General features: G+C 71.7%; 16 protein-coding genes. 6 read left to right on the forward strand and 10 right to left on the reverse strand.

The features are described 5' to 3' along the window. Nucleotides 1-4: 4 nt before the first annotated feature. The 4 genes from UK12_RS17240 to UK12_RS17255 form a co-directional block, all read right to left on the reverse strand. Complete coding sequence (locus tag UK12_RS17240; protein WP_442973810.1) at nt 5-1,540, reverse strand: acyl-CoA carboxylase subunit beta; 1,536 nt, start codon at nt 1,538-1,540, stop codon at nt 5-7. 59 nt (nt 1,541-1,599) lie between these two features. Further along, nucleotides 1,600-3,285 (reverse strand): acyclic terpene utilization AtuA family protein, encoded by a 1,686-nt coding sequence (locus UK12_RS17245; RefSeq protein WP_082119699.1) that lies wholly within the window; start codon nt 3,283-3,285, stop codon nt 1,600-1,602. Nucleotides 3,286-3,726: 441 nt separating this feature from the next. Next, nucleotides 3,727-4,143 carry a VOC family protein gene (locus UK12_RS17250; protein ID WP_045303887.1) on the reverse strand — a complete coding sequence of 139 codons (417 nt, stop codon included), beginning with the start codon at nt 4,141-4,143 and terminating at the stop codon, nt 3,727-3,729. A 10-nt stretch (nt 4,144-4,153) separates the two neighbouring features. Next, nucleotides 4,154-4,582: a helix-turn-helix transcriptional regulator gene (locus UK12_RS17255; protein WP_045303888.1), complete on the reverse strand. Its 429-nt coding sequence runs from the start codon at nt 4,580-4,582 to the stop codon at nt 4,154-4,156. A 211-nt stretch (nt 4,583-4,793) separates the two neighbouring features. Here UK12_RS17255 and UK12_RS17260 point away from each other — a divergent pair, with 211 nt between their 5' ends. Next, the gene (locus UK12_RS17260) at nt 4,794-5,204 is read left to right on the forward strand and encodes a VOC family protein (RefSeq protein WP_045303889.1); all 411 of its coding nucleotides are present in this window, start codon (nt 4,794-4,796) and stop codon (nt 5,202-5,204) included. Nucleotides 5,205-5,324: 120 nt separating this feature from the next. Then, nucleotides 5,325-7,745, forward strand: a complete 2,421-nt coding sequence (locus UK12_RS17265; protein ID WP_045303890.1) for an ATP-binding cassette domain-containing protein — start codon at nt 5,325-5,327, stop codon at nt 7,743-7,745. A gap of 231 nt (nt 7,746-7,976) precedes the next feature. Here the strand turns inward: UK12_RS17265 and UK12_RS17270 are convergent, their stop codons facing one another. Together UK12_RS17270 and UK12_RS41360 are read right to left on the reverse strand one after the other, a co-directional pair. Then, nucleotides 7,977-8,945, reverse strand: a complete 969-nt coding sequence (locus UK12_RS17270; protein WP_045303891.1) for an N-acetylglucosamine kinase — start codon at nt 8,943-8,945, stop codon at nt 7,977-7,979. A 77-nt stretch (nt 8,946-9,022) separates the two neighbouring features. Then, the gene (locus tag UK12_RS41360) at nt 9,023-9,430 is read right to left on the reverse strand and encodes a hypothetical protein (protein ID WP_197084939.1); all 408 of its coding nucleotides are present in this window, start codon (nt 9,428-9,430) and stop codon (nt 9,023-9,025) included. Between the two features lie 385 nt (nt 9,431-9,815). Between UK12_RS41360 and UK12_RS17280 the strand changes: the two genes are divergently transcribed. Beyond that, entirely contained in the window at nt 9,816-10,058 is a 243-nt protein-coding gene (locus UK12_RS17280) for a chaplin (RefSeq protein WP_045303892.1), read from the forward strand. A 185-nt stretch (nt 10,059-10,243) separates the two neighbouring features. On the opposite strand, the gene UK12_RS17285 is transcribed toward UK12_RS17280, so the two are convergent. Continuing rightward, complete coding sequence (locus UK12_RS17285; protein WP_231591257.1) at nt 10,244-11,173, reverse strand: Gfo/Idh/MocA family protein; 930 nt, start codon at nt 11,171-11,173, stop codon at nt 10,244-10,246. A gap of 371 nt (nt 11,174-11,544) precedes the next feature. On the opposite strand from UK12_RS17285, the gene UK12_RS38125 reads away from it, so the two are divergent. Continuing rightward, entirely contained in the window at nt 11,545-12,015 is a 471-nt protein-coding gene (locus UK12_RS38125) for a hypothetical protein (RefSeq protein ID WP_197084940.1), read from the forward strand. Nucleotides 12,016-12,249: 234 nt separating this feature from the next. Beyond that, nucleotides 12,250-12,537: a DUF427 domain-containing protein gene (locus UK12_RS17300; RefSeq protein ID WP_045303896.1), complete on the forward strand. Its 288-nt coding sequence runs from the start codon at nt 12,250-12,252 to the stop codon at nt 12,535-12,537. A gap of 55 nt (nt 12,538-12,592) precedes the next feature. On the opposite strand, the gene UK12_RS17305 is transcribed toward UK12_RS17300, so the two are convergent. The 3 genes from UK12_RS17305 to tdh all read right to left on the reverse strand — a co-directional run bounded on the left by UK12_RS17305 (nt 12,593) and on the right by tdh (nt 16,013). Then, nucleotides 12,593-13,510 (reverse strand): LysR family transcriptional regulator, encoded by a 918-nt coding sequence (locus UK12_RS17305; protein WP_045303897.1) that lies wholly within the window; start codon nt 13,508-13,510, stop codon nt 12,593-12,595. A 238-nt stretch (nt 13,511-13,748) separates the two neighbouring features. Beyond that, nucleotides 13,749-14,942, reverse strand: a complete 1,194-nt coding sequence (locus tag UK12_RS17310) for a glycine C-acetyltransferase (protein ID WP_045303898.1) — start codon at nt 14,940-14,942, stop codon at nt 13,749-13,751. A gap of 42 nt (nt 14,943-14,984) precedes the next feature. Next, the gene (gene tdh, locus UK12_RS17315; protein WP_045303899.1) at nt 14,985-16,013 is read right to left on the reverse strand and encodes an L-threonine 3-dehydrogenase; all 1,029 of its coding nucleotides are present in this window, start codon (nt 16,011-16,013) and stop codon (nt 14,985-14,987) included. Between the two features lie 345 nt (nt 16,014-16,358). Between tdh and UK12_RS17320 the strand changes: the two genes are divergently transcribed. After that, nucleotides 16,359-18,296, forward strand: a complete 1,938-nt coding sequence (locus tag UK12_RS17320; protein WP_052681948.1) for a Xaa-Pro dipeptidyl-peptidase — start codon at nt 16,359-16,361, stop codon at nt 18,294-18,296. The last annotated feature ends 11 nt before the right edge of the window (nt 18,297-18,307 follow it).

Below are 18,307 nucleotides of genomic sequence, written 5' to 3' on the forward strand. Positions count from 1 at the left end.
TCCCTTACATCCGGAAGACGCCGTACCCGCGCGCGCCCTCGACCGGGGCGCTGTGGATCGCGGAGAGGCAGATGCCGAGCACGGTGCGGGTGTCGCGCGGGTCGATGACGCCGTCGTCGTAGAGCCGGCCGGAGAGGAAGACCGGGAGCGACTCGGCCTCGATCTGCTGCTCCACCATGGCCCGGATCGCGGCGTCGGCGTCCTCGTCGTACGGCTGCCCCTTGGCCGCGGCCGACTGGCGGGCCACGATCGACAGCACCCCGGCGAGCTGCTGCGGACCCATCACCGCCGACTTGGCGCTCGGCCAGGCGAACAGGAAGCGCGGGTCGTACGCCCGCCCGCACATGCCGTAGTGCCCGGCCCCGTATGAGGCGCCCATCAGCACCGAGAGGTGCGGGACCCTGCTGTTGGAGACGGCATTGATCATCATCGCGCCGTGCTTGATGATGCCGCCCTGCTCGTACGCCTGGCCGACCATGTAACCGGTGGTGTTGTGCAGGAAGAGCAGCGGGATGTCCCGCTGGTTGGCCAACTGGATGAACTGGGCGGCCTTCTGGGACTCGGCGCTGAACAGTACGCCCTGCGCGTTGGCCAGGATGCCGACCGGGTAGCCGTGCAGCGTCGCCCAGCCGGTGGCCAGGCTCTGGCCGTAGAGCGGCTTGAACTCGTCGAAGTCGGAGCCGTCGACGATCCGGGCGATCACCTCGCGCGGGTCGAAGGGCACCTTGAGATCACCGGGGACGATGCCGAGCAGCTCCTCCTCGTCGTACTTCGGTGGCAGCGCGGCGAGTTGGGGGCCGGGTCCGGCCTTGCACCAGTGCAGGCGGTGGACGATCCGGCGGGCGATCCGCAGGGCGTCCGGCTCGTCCAGCGCGAAGTGGTCGGCCAGCCCGGAGGTGCGGGCGTGCATCTCGGCGCCGCCGAGCGACTCGTCGTCGGCCTCCTCGCCGGTCGCCATCTTCACCAGCGGCGGACCGCCGAGGAAGACCTTCGCCCGCTCCTTGACCAGCACGGTGTGATCGGACATGCCGGGCACGTACGCGCCGCCGGCGGTGGAGTTGCCGAACACCACGGCCACGGTGGGGATCCCGGCGGCGGAGAGCCTGGTGAGGTCGCGGAAGAGCGCACCCCCGGGGATGAAGATCTCCTTCTGGCTGGGCAGATCGGCACCGCCGGACTCGACCAGGTTCACCAGCGGCAGCCGGTTCCGCAGCGCGACCTCGTTGGCGCGCAGGGCCTTGCGCAGCGTCCAGGGGTTGCTGGCACCGCCGCGCACGGTCGGGTCGTTGGCGGTGATCACGCACTCGGTGCCCTCGATCACCCCGATACCGGTGACCAGTGCCGCGCCGACCGGGTAGTCGCTGCCCCAGGCGGCGAGCGGGGAGAGTTCGAGGAAGGGCGAGTCCGGGTCGATCAGCAGCTCGATCCGCTCGCGCGGCAGCAGTTTGCCCCGACTGCGGTGCCGTTCCACGTACTTGGGGCCGCCACCGCCCAGTGCCTTGGCGTGCTCGGTGTCGAGCCCGGCCAGCTTGGCGAGCATCGCGTCCCGGTTGGCCGTGTACTCGGCCCCGGTCGGGTCCAGCCGGGTGGGCAGGACGGTCACAGCAGGGCCTCCGGAAGGTCGAGGTGGCGGGCGCGCAGCCACTCCCCCAGCGCCTTCGCCTGCGGGTCGAACCTGGCCTGCGCGGCGACGCCCTCGCCGAGCAGGCCCTCGATGGTGAAGTTCACCGCACGGAGGTTGGGGAGCAGGTGCCGGGTGATGCCCAAGTCCGCCGTCTCCGGCAGGAGTCGGCGCAGCAGGTCGACGGTCAGGGTGTGGGCCAGCCAGCGCCAGCCGGGCTCGGTACGCGCCCAGACGCCCAGGTTGGCGTCACCGCCCTTGTCGCCGCTGCGGGCACCGACCAGCAGCCCGAGCGGCGCCCGGCGGGTCGGGCCCGGCGGCAACGGCTCCGGCAGCGGCGGCTGTTCGAGCGGCACGAGCTCGCGGGTGCCGGTCGGCGGCGGCACCGGCACGCTGCTCCCGTCCGGGAGCACGGCCACGTGGGTGAGAGTGCGGGCGTCCAGGTGGGCGGCCTCGAACACCCCGTACGGCGCACCGGGGCCGGGCGGCGCGGTGAGGTGGAAGCCCGGGTGGCCGGCCAGGCCGAGCTCGACCGCCGCGCTGCTCAGCGCCCGCCCGACCGGGCGCTGATCGGCGTCCCGTACGGTCAGCCGGAGCAGGGCGGAGGCGGTCTCCTCGGTGTCGGCGTCGGGGTGGTCGGTACGGGCCAGGGTCCAGCGCAGCTCAGCCGGGCGCGGCTCCAGGGCCTGCTCCAACTGCTCCTGCAGCAGGGCGGACTTGGCCTCGATGTCCAGGCCGGTGAGGACGAAGACGACCTCGTTGCGCCAGCCGCCCAGCCGGTTGAGCCCGACCTTCACGGTGGGCGGCGGCCGCTCGCCCCTGACCCCGGTGATCCGGACCCGGTCGGGGCCGTCCTGACGCAGCCGGACGGTGTCCAGCCGCGCGGTGACGTCCGGACCCGCGTAGCGCGCCCCGGCCGTCTCGTACAGCAGCTGGGCGGTGACGGTCTCGACGGTGACGGCACCGCCGGTGCCGGGGTGCTTGGTGATGATGCTGCTGCCGTCGGCCTCGATCTCGGCGATCGGGAAGCCGGGGTGGCGTACGTCGTGCTCACGGAAGAAGGCGTAGTTGCCTCCGGTGGCCTGGGCGCCGCACTCCAGGACGTGTCCGGCGACCACCGCCCCCGCGAGGGCGTCCAGGTCCTGCGGCCGCCAGCCGAAGTGGGCGGCGGCCGGCCCGGCCACCAGAGCCGCATCGGTGACCCGGCCGGTCACCACGAGGTCCGCACCGCCGCGCAGGCACTCGGCGATCCCGTGCGCGCCGAGGTAGGCGTTGGCGGCCAGCAGACCGTCCGGAAGCTCCAACTCGGCGGCCCTGGGCAGGAGATCATCACCGGTGACCCGGCCGACGCGCAGCGGTATTCCCTGCTTGTCCGCCAACTCGTGCAGCGCGTCCGCCAGTCGGGCCGGATTGAGCCCGCCCGCGTTCACCACGATCCGCACTCCCGCCTCGTGCGCCAGGCCGAGGCACTCCTCCATCTGCCGCAGAAACGTCTTGGCGTAGCCGAGTTGCGGGTCCTTCAGGCGGTCGCGGGCAAGGATCAGCATGGTCAGTTCGGCCAGGTAGTCCCCGGTGAGGACATCCAGCGGACCCCCCGTGAGCATCTCCCGGAACGCGGAGAACCTGTCCCCGTAGAAGCCGGACGCATTGCCGATCCGCAACACCGCAAGTCTCCCCTGCCGCCGCGTGCCCCACCCAGTCGCACCAACGGGCAGCAGCCTGGCAGCGGCCGGGCAATAAAGCAAGCATGCATGCTTGTTTTACCCCACCGCAATTCTCCTGGCCTCAACCGGAGTTGTGACCGGCAGTGACAACCGGCCATGGGCAACGGCGGTCGGTCGGCGTCGCCATGAGTGACCGAGGTGCCTTCGCATGCGGCATGGCGGTTCGCTGTCCGGCTTTCCCTCTTCGGGCGGTTCGAGCCTCAGCCGACCTCGGCGCGCATGTCCGTATCTCGCTCGTTCCACCCAACGGGCCCGTCAACCCGGCGAGTCGTCAGAATCCGGCTGAAGCGGTCGACCACTGCGAACGGCCGCGGCGGACCCCGACCGACCGCCGTCCGCGAGGGGGAACGGACGGCGGCCTGAGCGGGGCCCGCCGAAGGCTCACTTCCCGAGGGGCTGGGTGAAGCGCAACATGTTGCCGGCGGGGTCGCGGAACGCGCAGTCGCGGACGCCGTAGAACTGGTCCATCGGCTCCTGCAGCACCTCGCCGCCTGCCGCGCTGATGCGCTCGAAGGTGGCGTCGCAGTCGTCCGTCGCGAAGATGACGGCGCGCAGCAGGCCCTTGGCCATCAGCTCCGCCATGGCCTGCCGGTCGGCCGATGAGGCGTTCGGGTCGGCGAGCGGCGGTTCCAGGACGATGTTCACGTCCGGCTGCGAGGGCGCCCCGACGGTCACCCAGCGCATCCCCTCGAACCCGACGTCGTTGCGTACCTCAAGGCCGAGCACATCGCGGTAGAAGGCGATCGCCTTCTCGTGGTCGTCGACGGCGATGAAGCACTGGGAGAGCCTGATATCCATGCCGTTCAGGCTACGGCCGAGCGGCGGGGCTCGCTTCTCCGTTTCTGACCGGTCGCGTGTGGATCTTGGCTATGCATGCCGGGATGACGGCGCCGTGGTCATGGTCCCGGGCCCGGTAGGCGCTCGGGCTCTCGCCGACCAGCTGGGTGAAGCGCGAGCTGAACGACCCCAGCGACGTACAGCCGACCGCGAAGCAGACCTCGGTCACCGTGAGGTCGCCGCGCCGCAGCAGCGCTTTGGCCCGCTCGATACGGCGGGTCATCAGGTAGCTGTAGGGCGTCTCGCCGAAAGCGGCGCGGAAACTGCGGGAGAAGTGGCCCGGCGACATCAGGGCGCCATGCGCCAGCGCCGCGACGTCGAGCGGCTCGGCGTAGTCGCGGTCCATCCGGTCGCGGGCCCGCCGCAGCCGGACCAGGTCGTCGAGGCTCTGCCGTCTCATCCGACCAGTCTCCCACGGCCCCCAGGACCGGTGATCTGCCGGTGGCAAAGAGCATGGGCGCCGGAGCCGACCGCGCACGAGCCGAGCGGCCTGCTCAGCGGCGACGACCGCGAGACCGGGCAGCAGGACGAGTCGTACCGGTAGCACCGGCGACCAGACCGATCAGGAATCGAGAAGCCCGAGTCGCCGAGCCGCACCTAGCCTGATCGCCATGGACCTCACCATTCACTGGACCTTCCTCCCGCACAACGACCCGGACGCCGCCCTGGCCTTCTACCGCGACACCCTCGGCTTCGAAGTCCGCAACGACGTCGGATCCGGCGGGATGCGCTGGATCACGGTCGGCCCCGCCGACCAGCCCGGCACGTCCATCGTCCTGGAGCCGCCGGCCGCCGGCCACGGCGTCACCGACGACGAGCGCCGCACCGTCGTCGAGATGATGGCCAAGGGCAGCTACGCCCGCATCACCCTGGCCACCACCGACCTCGACGGCACCTTCGCGCGGGTACAGGCCGGCGGCGCCGAGGTCGTCCAGGAGCCGACCGAGCAGCCGTACGGCGTGCGTGACTGCGCCTTCCGCGATCCCGCAGGCAACCTGATCCGCATCAACGAGCACCGCTGAGCCGTCCGCTGAGCCGTCCGGCGAGAGAGAGGCCGGAGGCTCACCGGAGCTGGTTGGATCGAGCCGGGCGACGCCGACGGAGACCGCGAAGGGCGGCCCCGTCTCACGGATGGAGACACGATGAGCATGGCCACGAGGACGGACACGCAGTCGCCTGCGCTGCACGATGCCGACAGCCACGATCTGATCCGCGTGCACGGCGCGCGCGTGAACAACCTCAAGGACCTCAGCGTCGCGATCCCGAAGCGGCGGCTGACGGTGTTCACCGGCGTCTCCGGCTCGGGCAAGAGCTCCCTGGTGTTCGGCACGATCGCCGCGGAGTCGCAGCGGCTGATCAACGAGACCTACAGCGCCTTCGTGCAGGGCTTCATGCCGACGCTGGCACGGCCCGAGGTCGACGTACTCGAAGGTCTGACCACCGCGATCATCGTCGACCAGCAGCGGATGGGCGGCGACCCCCGCTCCACGGTCGGTACCGCCACCGATGCCAACGCGATGCTGCGCATCCTGTTCAGCCGTCTCGGCGCACCGCACATCGGCCCGCCCAGCGCGTACGCCTTCAACGTCCCCTCGGTCCGGGCGAGCGGTGCGATCACCGTCGAGCGCGGTGCCAGGAAGGCGGTGAAGGCGACCTTCACCCGCACCGGCGGCATGTGTACGCGCTGCGAAGGCCGGGGCACGGTCTCCGACATCGACCTCACCCAGCTCTACGACGACTCCAAGTCGATCGCCGAGGGTGCGTTCACGATCCCCGGCTGGAAGTCCGACAGCTTCTGGACCGTGCGGGTCTATGCCGAGTCGGGCCTCCTCGACCCGAACAAGCCGATCCGCAAGTTCACCAAGAAGGAGATGCACGACTTCCTCCACCGGGAGCCGACCAAGGTGAAGGTCGAGGGCGTCAACCTCACCTACGAGGGGCTGATCCCCAAGATCCAGAAGTCGTTCCTCGCCAAGGACCGGGAATCGCTGCAGCCGCACATCCGGGAGTTCGTGGACCGGGCGGTCGCCTTCACCACCTGCCCCGAGTGCGACGGCACCCGGCTCAGCGAAGGGGCCCGGTCGTCGAAGATCGAGGGCATCAGCATCGCCGACGCCTGCGCGATGCAGATCAGCGACCTGGCCGAGTGGGTCCGCGGCCTCGACGAACCTTCCCCAAGCTCTTCGAGCGGGGGATACGCCAAGGTGGCGCCGCTGCTCGCGACGCTGCAGCGCACCCTCGACTCGTTCGCGGAGATCGGCCTCGGCTACCTCGCGCTCGACCGGCCGGCGGGCACGCTGTCGGGCGGCGAGGCACAGCGCGTCAAGATGATCCGCCACCTCGGCTCCTCGCTCACCGACGTCACCTACGTCTTCGACGAGCCCACCACCGGCCTGCACCCCCATGACATCCAGCGGATGAACAACCTGCTGCTGCGGCTGCGGGACAAGGGCAACACGGTGCTCGTCGTGGAGCACAAGCCGGAGGTGATCGCGATCGCCGACCACGTCGTCGACCTCGGCCCCGGCGCCGGTACGGCGGGCGGCACCGTCTGCTTCGAGGGCTCCGTCGAGGGGCTGCGAGCCGGCGGTACCGTCACCGGCCGCCATCTCGACGACCGGGCCGCCCTCAAGAAGACGGTGCGGACGCCCACCGGCACCCTGGAGATCCGCGGCGCGACGGCGCACAATCTGCGCGACGTCGACGTCGACATCCCGCTCGGGGTGCTGGTCGTCGTCACCGGCGTCGCCGGCTCCGGCAAGAGCTCGCTCGTGCACGGGTCGCTGCCGGCGAGCGAGGAGGTGGTGTCGATCGACCAGGGCGCGATCCGCGGCTCGCGCCGGAGCAACCCGGCGACGTACACCGGGCTGCTCGACCCGATCCGCAAGGCGTTCGCGAAGGCCAACGGTGTGAAGCCGGCGCTGTTCAGCGCCAACTCCGAAGGCGCCTGCCCCACTTGCAACGGCGTCGGCATCGTCTACACCGACCTGGCGATGATGGCCGGCGTCGCCAGCACCTGCGAGGAGTGCGAGGGGAAGCGGTTCCAGGCAGCGGTGCTGGACCACCACCTCGGCGGCCGCGACATCAGCGAGGTGCTCGCGATGTCGGTGACCGAGGCCGAGGAGTTCTTCGGCGCCGGCGAGGCGCACACGCCGGCCGCGCACCGCATCCTCGGCCGGCTCGCCGACGTCGGGCTCGGCTACCTCAGCCTCGGCCAGCCGCTCAGCACGCTGTCCGGCGGCGAGCGGCAACGGCTCAAGCTGGCCACCCACATGGCCGAGAAGGGCGGCGTCTACGTCCTCGACGAGCCGACCGCCGGCCTGCACCTCGCCGACGTCGAGCAGCTGCTGGGCCTGCTCGACCGGCTCGTCGACTCCGGCAAGTCGGTCATCGTCGTCGAGCACCACCAGGCGGTCATGGCGCACGCCGACTGGATCATCGACCTCGGCCCCGGCGCCGGCCACGACGGCGGCCGGATCGTCTTCGAGGGCACACCGGCCGAGCTCGTCGCCGCCCGCTCCACCCTCACCGGCGAGCACCTCGCGGCGTACGTCGGCGCCTGACCGAGGCCTGCGCGGTTCCCCCGGCCCCCTGCGGAGTCCACAACAGGACGTCGGGGGCCGGGGCTTGTCCGGCCGATCTGGCGGGGCAGCGGTCCACGGGGGCGCGGGGAACCGTGTGAGCCGGCCGAGCCCGGGGTGCGCACCTTGCACCTCGGGCCCGGCCGTTTCGCGCGGCTCCCCGCCCCTGAAGTCCACTGAAGTCCGCGCCCCCGCAAGGTCGGCCGGGCCGGTCTAGCCGACGAACTGCCCGTGCAGACCGTCCAGTCCGGGAGCCCCGAGCGAGCGGGCCGCGAGCCAGGCGGCGGCCCCGGCCGCGTTGCCCGCGAAGGCGAGCTCGGCCCGTGGCCACCGGTCGGCGATCCGCTCGTACACCGCCGAAGCCAGCGGCGATCCGGCCGAGAGCACCCCGCCCGCCAGCACCACCGGATCGTCCGAGCCCGCCGCCCGGACGGTGCCCAGGGTCGACAGCAGGTGGTCCGCCGCCTCCGCCACCAGGCCCCGCGCCTCGGGCTCACCCGCCTCGGCGGCGCTCAGCACCAGCGGCGCGAGCCGCGCCAGCCGTACGGGCGAGTCCGCGTGCACGGCGGCGATCACCCCGGACCGCAGCTCGGCGGCCGCGCCCAGGTGCTCCTCCCCCACGCCCGGGCCCAGCAACTCCTCGACCACGCTCTTCATCAGACCGGTCGGCTGCACCCGCCGGTCGATCCCGGCGAGCGTCAGCCGTACGGCGGCGTGGCCCAGCCAGTAGCCGGAGCCCCGGTCGCCGAGCAGCCAGCCGTGCCCGTCCGCGAGGTGGACCGGGGCGAAGTCGCGGCACTCCCCCGCGACCGCGCCCGTCCCGCTGATCAGGACCGAGCCGGCCGGGCTGCTGGTACCGGCCGCGAAGGCCAGTTCCACGTCGCTGGCCCGCCGGGGCTCGACGGTCAGGCCGGAGGCCGACCAGATCTCCGTGAGCCCGCCCGCGGCCACCAGTCCGCCGGCCAGCCCCAGCACTCCGGCCGCCACCCGGCCCGGATCCACCCCGGTCAGCGCCGAGTCGAGAGTGGCGGCGATGCTGCGGGCGGCTGCGGCCGCGCCGTGCGAGACGGGGTTTCCGCCGTCGCCGCGTGCCGTGCCGACCACGCGGCCGTGCAGGTCCGCGACCACCACCCGGGTGGCGGTGCCTCCGACGTCCAGCCCCAGGACCAACGGTGTACTCATGCCGCCGTCCTACCCCGCCGCCGATCGATCACGCCCCGGCCGGACCGGGACGGGACCGTCCGGGACCCGGTCGCCGGTCACGCGGTGCGCCGGATCCGCCCGGCGTACCGGGCCTCCAGGGCCCGGTTGTGCTCGTCGCCGCCGGGGATGTTGGCGGACAGGTAGACCGGCGCGGTACCGCCGGACTCCTCGATCCACCGGATCACCTCGGCGACCACCTGCTGGGCGAGCAGCGCAGCCGTGATCGATGAGATCCCCCGCAGGCCCAGCCGCCGTCGCGCATCGGCAGGACTGAGGTGGAAGCGGATGTCGGCCTCCAGCGCCTCCCGCACGGTGGCGGTGAGTTCCGCCCGGAGCTCGGGGCGGCGGGTGGCGTCGAGGCGGAGTTCGAGCAGGGCGAGGTAGCCGGTGCGCTCGGCGGTGACCCGGCGGTCGACCCAGGCCATCAGCTCGGCGACCAGCGCGCGGGACGGCGCCGCCCGCATCACCTGCCGAGATCGCGGTCCCCGCCCGGGACGAGCCGTGGGGGCAGCGGCGGTTCAACGTGTGGAGCCCGGAGGGCGTCCTGATCGAGGTACTCCAGCCGATCGACCCCGACCCCGAGTGGCTGGCACAGCAGACGGCCTGAGCGGGGCACGGCGGGCGGGCGGAGGGCCTGCGGACAGCCCGGTGGCGGCGCGCCTGGGGCGCCGTGGTTCCGATGGCCGATTACGCGGGAGTACGGCCACTCGGTTGGGTGAATGGTGGGTGTGCTTACGGCTCGTCGGAGCGGGCACTGCCGACACTTTCCTGCGGGACCGCCCCCGGCACCGGCCGGTGGCGGAGGTTCCCGCACGACCAGGCACCATCCCCTCAGGAACGGAGAAGACCGTGAAGGACATCCGCAGGGCCCTCGTGCTTGCCGGGGCAGCCGGTGCGCTCGTACTCGGGTCGGCCGGGGCGGCCTCCGCCTCTGCCAACGCCACGGGCGAAGCCACCAACTCGCCGGGTGTGCTCTCCGGCAACGTCGTCCAGATCCCGATCAACATCCCGATCAACATCTGCGGGAACACCGTCAACCTGATCGGCCTGCTCAACCCGGCCAGCGGCAACTCCTGCGCCAACACCGGCTGAACGTACTTGTCCTGACGCTCCGCCGGAACCGGTGCCGCCCCACCAAGCGGCACCGGTTCCCGTCGTTCGGCGCGGGCCCGAGCGCGGTGTCAGCCCGCCTGGGCCGCCACTTCGGCGGCTCGATCTCGCCGGGGAGCAGGAAGCGGAGCGTGTCCACGACGTGGGTTGTCGGGCGGTTGCCTGCCTCAGACCGTCTCGATGCGCTCCACGATGAGTTCGCAGAGTTCGTGTGTCCGCAGGGCGTCGTGAGCGTCGAGAGTCCTGCCGGTGCGAACGGCGTCCAGGAAGGCGAGCACGATCTGCTCGATACCGCGCTGGCGGGCGACCGGGACCCAGTCGCCGCGGCGGCGGACCGTGGGCTGACCGCGGTGATCGATGGTCTCGGCAAGGTTGTGGACCTCGCGCTTGGAGTCGGCGCCGGAGACCTCCAGGACCTCCTCGGTCGAGCCGGAGACCCGGTTCATGATGCCCAGCGCCGTGAACCCGTCGCCGGCGACGGTGAGGACTACATGCTCGACCAGACCACCGCACACGCGGGAGCGGACGTCGACCTGCTCGATCTCGCCGGGGACGAGGAAGCGAAGCACATCCACAACATGGATGAAATCGTCATAAATCATCGGGCGGGGTGCCTCGGCGAGGCCCTCACGGTTCTTCCGCAGCACGATCAGGTCACGCGGGCGCTCCTTCGCCTGCACATAGCCGGGCGCGTGGCGGCGGTTGAAGCCCACCATCAACGAGCGGCCGGTACGGTCGGCGAGGTCGACCAGGTGGCGGGCACCGTCCAGGGTGTAGGCGAGCGGCTTGTCCACGTAGACATCCACGCCGGCTTCGAGCAGCTGCTCGACGATCGGGACGTGCTGGTCGGTGGAGGCGTGCACGAAGGCGGCCCGGATGCCGCTGCCGATCAGCTCGCCCAGATCGGTGAAGCGGTGCTCGGGAGCGATCCGATGAGCATCACCGAGACGGTCGAGCTTGGCCCGGTCACGGGTCATCAACCTCAGATCGAGACCGGGCAGAGCAGCGAGGACCGGCAGGTACGCCTTCTGCGCAATATCCCCCAGGCCGATCACACCAACAGGAAGCAAGGCATCAACGGCAGCGGGCTGACTCACGGGGTCTCCTGTCACGTGAACGATCATCGACCGCCCCACCCTATGCGTCACCCGCCACCCGCAGTAGAGCCCCGGTCAGCACCCCAGCCGGGACGCACGGGAACCCGGCCTCAACCCCAGAACCACGCACCCGACCGGAAGGCCGCAGGCCACACCCGACTCACGAAACCGACCACCCAATACTCACGGGGCATCACGACCATCCGAAACTGTTCCCCTGGCGTCGCGCGAACTGCATCGCGACACCACCGAGAACGCGGAACTCCTCGTGCTGCGACACGAGAACGCGGTCCTGCGCCGGTAGCTCAAAGGCTCGGTCCGCTCGGCTCGGCCACCGGATCGCAGCCTCCACCGTCTGGGAGATTCTCCACGTGGCGGGCATCGAGCCGACCCCGCGCCGCACCGGCCCGACCTGGGGCGCATTCCTCACCAATCAGGCCAAGGGCATCATCGCGGCCGACTTCCTGCGTGTGGACACCGCGCTCGGCAAACGGCTGTACGCGCTGGCGTTCCTCGAACACCGCACCCGGCGCCTACACATCACCGGCGTCACCGCCCACCCCACCAAGGAGTGGACAAAGCCCATGCACGGCAGGTCCTGGCCACCTACCAGCGGCACTACAACGGGCACCGGCCACACCGGGCCTGCCATCAGCTGCCGCCGGACTCCGACCGCCAACCCGCCACCGTGCACGTCCTCGAAGACCGGAAACTCCTGCGTACCCGCGTCCTCGGTGGCGTCATCAACGAGTACCGATACGGCGCTTGACGTGCAGCGACGACTTTCCGAGCCCCACAGGCGCAGCGTCGTCGCCGCCGTCGAGGCCGTACTCGCCACCTGACGCGAGCCCGTGTGCCCGGCGCGGAGGTTGCCGTTGGCATCAGGGAGTACGGCATCGGGCTTTCCGTCGCCGGTGAGGTCACCGAAGACCGGCAGGCTTCCCGGCCTCCACGGTGCGTAGAAGCTGTACGCGGCAGGTTGGCTGTAGTAGATGCCGATGCGGTCCTGAGCAGCCCGGCTGCGGGCGGATCGGCGGTCAGGGCCTGACCGGGCCCGGGCAGGGCACAATGTCCCTATGGCCATTGCGCGTTGGAACGGCGAGATCATCGCCGAGAGCTCTCGGACCACGGTCGTCGAGGGCAACCACTACTTCCCGATCGACTCGGTCCGGGTGGAGCTGCTGGCTCCCTCCTCCACCACCACGGTGTGCCCGTGGAAGGGCGTCGCCTCCTACTACACGGTCCGGGTGGCGGGCGCCGAGAACCCGGACGCCGCCTGGTTCTACGCCGATCCGAGCCCGGCTGCGGCGCGGATAGCCGGGCAGGTGGCGTTCTGGCGGGGCGTCGAAGTCACCGACAGCTGACAGCCAGTGGCCTGAGCAGCCGTCCGCGGCCCTCGTGGGCCGATCCGACGGCTGGTCAGGCCACCGAGATGCCCTGTGCCGCCGTCGTCAGTGCCGTCAGGACCGGCCGGATCAGCGGGTGCTGCTCGGCGCCGCTGCGCACGGCGGCGAAGACCTTGCGGGTGGCGAGCGCGCTGTCCACCTGGCGCACCGCGACCCGGGACAGGTCCACCCCGCGCAGGGCCGAGCGCGGGACCAGTGCCACGCCCGCGCCCGCCGAGGCGAGCGCGACGACGGCGCGGAAGTCGTCCGAGGAGTGCACCAGCCGGGGCTGGAAGCCCGCGTACTCGCAGGCCAGCAGGACCACGTCGTGGCAGGGGTTGCCGGGGTAGGGCCCGATCCACGGCTCGGTGGCGAGGTCGGCGACGGCCACCGGGCCAGGGTCGGACGCCAGCGGGTGGCCGAGCGGGAGCACCGCCTCGAAGGGCTCGGCGTAGAGCGGCACCCTGGTGAGCCGCTGGTCGTCGGCGCGCGGCGCACCCCGGTACTCGACCGCGACCGCGATGTCCGCCAGCCCGTCCAGCAGCATCGGCAGGCTGGCGTCGCCCTCGGCGTCCAGCACCTTGATCCGGACGCCGGGCGCGGCCTCGGCGAGGGCGGTGATGGCCGGCGCGAGGACCAGCGCGATCCCGGTCGCGAACGCCGCCACCGTGACCTCGCCGGCCGCTCCCGCGCTGTAGGCCGCGAGGTCGGCCTCGGCGCGTTCGAGCTGGGCCAGCACCGCGTCGGCGTGCCCGAGCAGGATCTCCCCGGCGGCGGTGAGCCGGACGCCCCGGCCGTCGCGGGCCAGCAGGTGGTGGCCGGTCTCCTGTTCGAGTGCGGCGAGCTGCTGGGAGACGGCAGACGGGGTGAGGTAGAGCGCGGCAGCTGCGGCCGTCACGGTGCGGTGGTCGGCCACGGCCCGCAGGGTCCGCAGCCGTCGTGCGTCGATCACTCGGCCATTCTGCCAGGGCGGCGGGCCCGGCTGCGCCGCCGAGACCCCCGGCCACCGGGCAGCGCCCCCGAGGGCGGCGGGGAGCTGCGCGGCCGACCCCCTGCCGGGGCAGCCGAGCGCCGTGGCCGATCGGGCACGGTCGGGCGGCGAGGAAACGCCGGGCGGCGGGGAACCGACGAGCAGCTGCGGCTGCCCGGTCGCGGTTTCCCCGCCGCCCTGAAGGGGTGCTGCTCGGCGGCTACTCGCCGAGGGCCGCGCGGGCGTCGATGAAGGCCGCGACGGCGCGCTCGACGTCCTCGGTGGAGTGGGCGGCCGAGAGCTGGACCCGGATCCGGGCCTGGCCGTGCGGCACGACCGGGTAGGAGAACCCGATCACGTACACGCCGCGCTCCAGCAGCAGTTCGGCCAGCCGGCCGGCCTTGGCGGCGTCGCCGATCATCACCGGGGCGATGGCGTGCTCACCGGGCAGGATCTCGAAGCCGGCCTCGGTCATCCTCGTCCGGAACAGCTTGGTGTTGGCGGCCAGCTGCTCGCGCAGGTCGCCGGACTTCTCCAGCAGGTCGAGCACGGTCAGCGAGGCGGCGGCGATCACCGGGGCGAGCGAGTTGGAGAACAGGTACGGCCGCGAGCGCTGGCGCAGCAGGGCGACGATCTCGCGGCGCGCGGCGACGTAGCCGCCGGAGGCGCCGCCGAGGGCCTTGCCGAGGGTGCCGGTGATGATGTCCACCCGGTCCATCACGCCGTGCAGTTCGGGGGTGCCGCGGCCGCCGGGGCCGACGAAGCCGACCGCGTGCGAGTCGTCGACCATCACCATCGCACCGTAGCGGTCGGCGAGGTCGCAGATCTCGCGCAGCGGGGCGATGTAGCCGTCCATCGAGAACACGCCGTCGGTGACGATCAGGCGGCGGCGGGCGTCCTGGGTGGCCTTGAGCTGCGCCTCCAGGTCGGCCATGTCGCGGTTGGCGTAGCGGTGGCGGCGGGCCTTGGAGAGCCGGATGCCGTCGATGATGCTGGCGTGGTTGAGCGCGTCGGAGATGACCGCGTCGCGCTCGTCGAGCAGGGTCTCGAAGACACCGCCGTTGGCGTCGAAGCAGGAGGAGTACAGGATGGTGTCCTCCTGGCCGAGGAAGGCGGAGAGCCGCTCCTCCAGCTGCTTGTGGACGTCCTGGGTGCCGCAGATGAAGCGCACCGAGGCCATGCCGTAGCCCCAGCGGTCCAGCGCGTCCTTGGCGGCGGCGACGACGGCGGGGTGGTCGGCCAGGCCGAGGTAGTTGTTGGCGCAGAAGTTGAGCACCTCGCCGGGGCGACCGCCGCCGGTGACGGTGACGGCGGCGTTCTGCGGGCTGCCGATCACCCGCTCGGGCTTGAAGAGGCCGGCCTCGCGGATCTCGTCCAGGGTGCCGGCGATGGACTCGCGGACGTTGTCGAACACGGTGTCTCCTACAGGGTGTCAGACGGGGAGGGCGATCGGGTCTCAGACGGTCCAGTCCAGAATGACCTTGCCACAGTTGCCACTTGCCGCCTCCTCGAAGGCGGCGGCGAAGTCGGCGGCGGGGTAGCGGCCGGTGATCACCGGGCTGAGGTCGAGACCGCCCTCCAGCAGGACGGACATCGCGTACCAGGTCTCGAACATCTCGCGGCCGTAGATGCCCTTGATCGTGATCATCGAGGTGACGATCTGCGCCCAGTCCACCGCGAAGTCCTCGGCGGGCAGACCGAGCATGGCGATCCGGCCGCCGTGGGTCATGTTGGCGATCATCGACTGCATCGCCTCGGGGCGGCCGGACATCTCCAGGCCCACGTCGAAGCCCTCGCGCAGGCCGAGCTGCTGCTGGCCCTCCTCGATGGTGTGCTGCGAGACGTCGAGCGCCAGCGTGACGCCGACCTTGCGGGCCAGGTCGAGGCGGTACGGGGAGACGTCGGTGATCATCACGTGGCGGGCACCGGCGTGCTTGGCGACGGCGGCGGCCATGATGCCGATCGGGCCCGCGCCGGTGATCAGCACGTCCTCGCCGACCAGCGGGAAGGAGAGCGCGGTGTGCACGGCGTTGCCGAACGGGTCGAAGATCGCGGCCACGTCCAGGTCCACCGGCACCCGGTGCACCCAGACGTTGGTGGCGGGCAGCGCGACGTACTCGGCGAAGGCACCGTCGCGGCCCACGCCCAGACCGACGGTGTTGCGGCACAGGTGGCGCCGCCCGGCCTGGCAGTTGCGGCACTTGCCGCACACCAGGTGGCCCTCGCCGCTGACCAGGTCGCCCACGTTGACGTCCGAGACCGCCGAGCCGACCTCGGCGACCTCGCCGACGAACTCGTGGCCGAGCGTCAGCGGGGTCTTGATGGTCTGCTGGGCCCAGCCGTCCCACTTGCGGATGTGCAGGTCGGTGCCGCAGATACCGGTGCGCAGCACCTTGATCAGCACATCGGACGGGCCGATCTCCGGCATGGGAACGTCCATCAGCCAGAGTCCGGGCTCGGCCTTCTGCTTGACGAGTGCCTTCACGGCAAGGGCTCCTGACGCACGATGGAACGGACCTGCCGGAGGGACAGGCCGAGGTGAACCCGGCGGTCGGCCCCTGCCGGGCCGGGCAGAGTGAAATCTGCCTGGTCAGAGGGGGTGCGGTCCATCGAGGAATTCTTAAGGGCCGCCACAGCTGGGCTTCACGATCCTGCCCGAGCTGCGCCCCACGCTCCCCGGCGGCCCGCCGCGCACCACCCGTACGGCTCAGGCGGCGGGCCCATCGCGCCCACGGCTGCGCCAACAGAACGGCTGGCGCTCGTAAAATCTTGTCCGTGGCTTGTCAGCTCTCTTCTGGAGCGCCGCCGGGCCGAACTACCTTCGTGCCTTGTGACAATCCGTCGATCCCGTCCGTTCGCCGTCATCACCACGCTCCTCGCCGCGCTCACCGTGGCACTGCTCGGCCCAGCCGCCGCGCATGCGAGCACCGCAGGCACCGTCCGCAACGGCGCCAGCCAACCCGTCTACTCCTACGCCGCCGCCGTCCGGGAGACGGTCTGGGTCGACACCGGCCTGGACGGTGACGGCGACGGCCGCACCGACCGGGTCGCCGCCGACATCATCCGGCCGAGCGAACCGGCCGCGGCCGGCCTGAAGATCCCGGTCATCATGGACGCGAGCCCGTACTACTCCTGCTGCGGGCGCGGCAACGAGTCCCAGCTCAAGACGTACGACGCACAGGGCCACCCGGTCCAGTTCCCGCTCTTCTACGACAACTACTTCGTCTCGCGCGGCTACGCCGTGGTGCTGGTCGACCTGACCGGCACCAACCGCTCCGACGGCTGCGTGGACGTCGGCGGGCCCTCCGACGTCGCCTCCGCCAAGGCGGTGGTCGACTGGCTGAACGGCCGGGCCCACGGCTACAGCGCCCGCACCGGCAGCAGCCTCGTCCAGCCGACCTGGACCAACGGTTCGGTCGGCATGATCGGGAAGTCCTGGGACGGCACGATCGCCAACGGGGTTGCCGCGACCGGTGTGCAGGGTCTGAAGACCATCGTCCCGATCTCCGCGATCAGCTCCTGGTACGACTACTACCGGTCGGACGGCGCGCCGCTCTACAGCGGCACGCCCGCCGACCTCGCCGGTGAGGTGGAGAGCTCGTCGGCGTCCTCGAACTGCTCCGCCGTGCAGAGCCGACTCGCCGCCGGGTCGCCGTCCAACGGCAACTGGACCGCCATGTGGCAGCAGCGCGACTACGTCGCCTCGGCGGCCGACGTCCGGGCCAGCGTCTTCGTGGTGCACGGCCTGCAGGACCTGAACGTCCGCGACATCAACTTCTCCCAGTGGTGGACGGCGCTGGCCGCGACCGGGGTGGACCGGAAGATCTGGCTCTCCCAGACCGGTCACGTCGACCCCTTCGACTACCGGCGCGCGGCCTGGGTGGACACCCTGCACGGCTGGTTCGACCACTATCTGCTGGGCGTGGACAACGGCATCCAGAACGGTCCCGTCGCCGACATCGAGCGGGCGCCGGACCAGTGGACCCAGGACCCGTCCTGGCCCGCGCCGGGGACGGTGACCAGCCCGCTCGGCCTGCGACCCGGTGCACTCACCAGCGGCACCGGCAGCGGCACCGCGAGCTTCACCGACGACCGGTCCCGCGGCGAGAACGACTGGGCGGCCGACGTCGACCTCAGCACCCCCGACAAGACCGCCTTCACCACCGGCGCGCTCACCCGGGACCTGCGGATGTCCGGCGGCGGCTCGATCACCCTGGCCGTGCGGCCGTCCACCAGGAGCGCCCGCCTGAGCGCGGTGCTGGTCGACCTCGGACCGGCGACCATCCGCAACTACCAGGGCTCCGGGGAAGGCATCACCACCCTGGGCACCCGGTCGTGCTGGGGCGACAGCACCCCGGGCGACAGCGCCTGCTTCCTGGACACCGCGGCCGACACCGCGCAGGTGGACTACACGGTCTTCAGCCGGGGTTGGGCCGACCTCGGGCACTACGCGGGGCTGGACAAGAGCGTCACCCTGACCCCCGGAAAGACGTACTCGATCACCTTCGACCTGGCCGGCACCGACCACATCGTGCCCGCCGGCCACCGGCTCGCCCTGATCGTGGCCGGAACGGACAACGGACTGATCGACCCGCCGTCCACCAAACCCACCGTCACCGTCGACCTGGCCCACTCCTCCCTCCGGCTGCCGCTGGTCGGCGGCGCCGGCCAACTGCCGCGCGCGGCCCAGCAGATCCGGGCCCAGGTCCTGCGCGGGCTGCCCGCCGGAACGCCCGCCACCGTCGCCCGGCCGGAGACCTTCCGCTGAGCCGGACTGAA

The sequence above is a fragment of the Saccharothrix sp. ST-888 genome (assembly GCF_000955975.1).
Lineage (GTDB): Bacteria > Actinomycetota > Actinomycetes > Streptomycetales > Streptomycetaceae > Kitasatospora.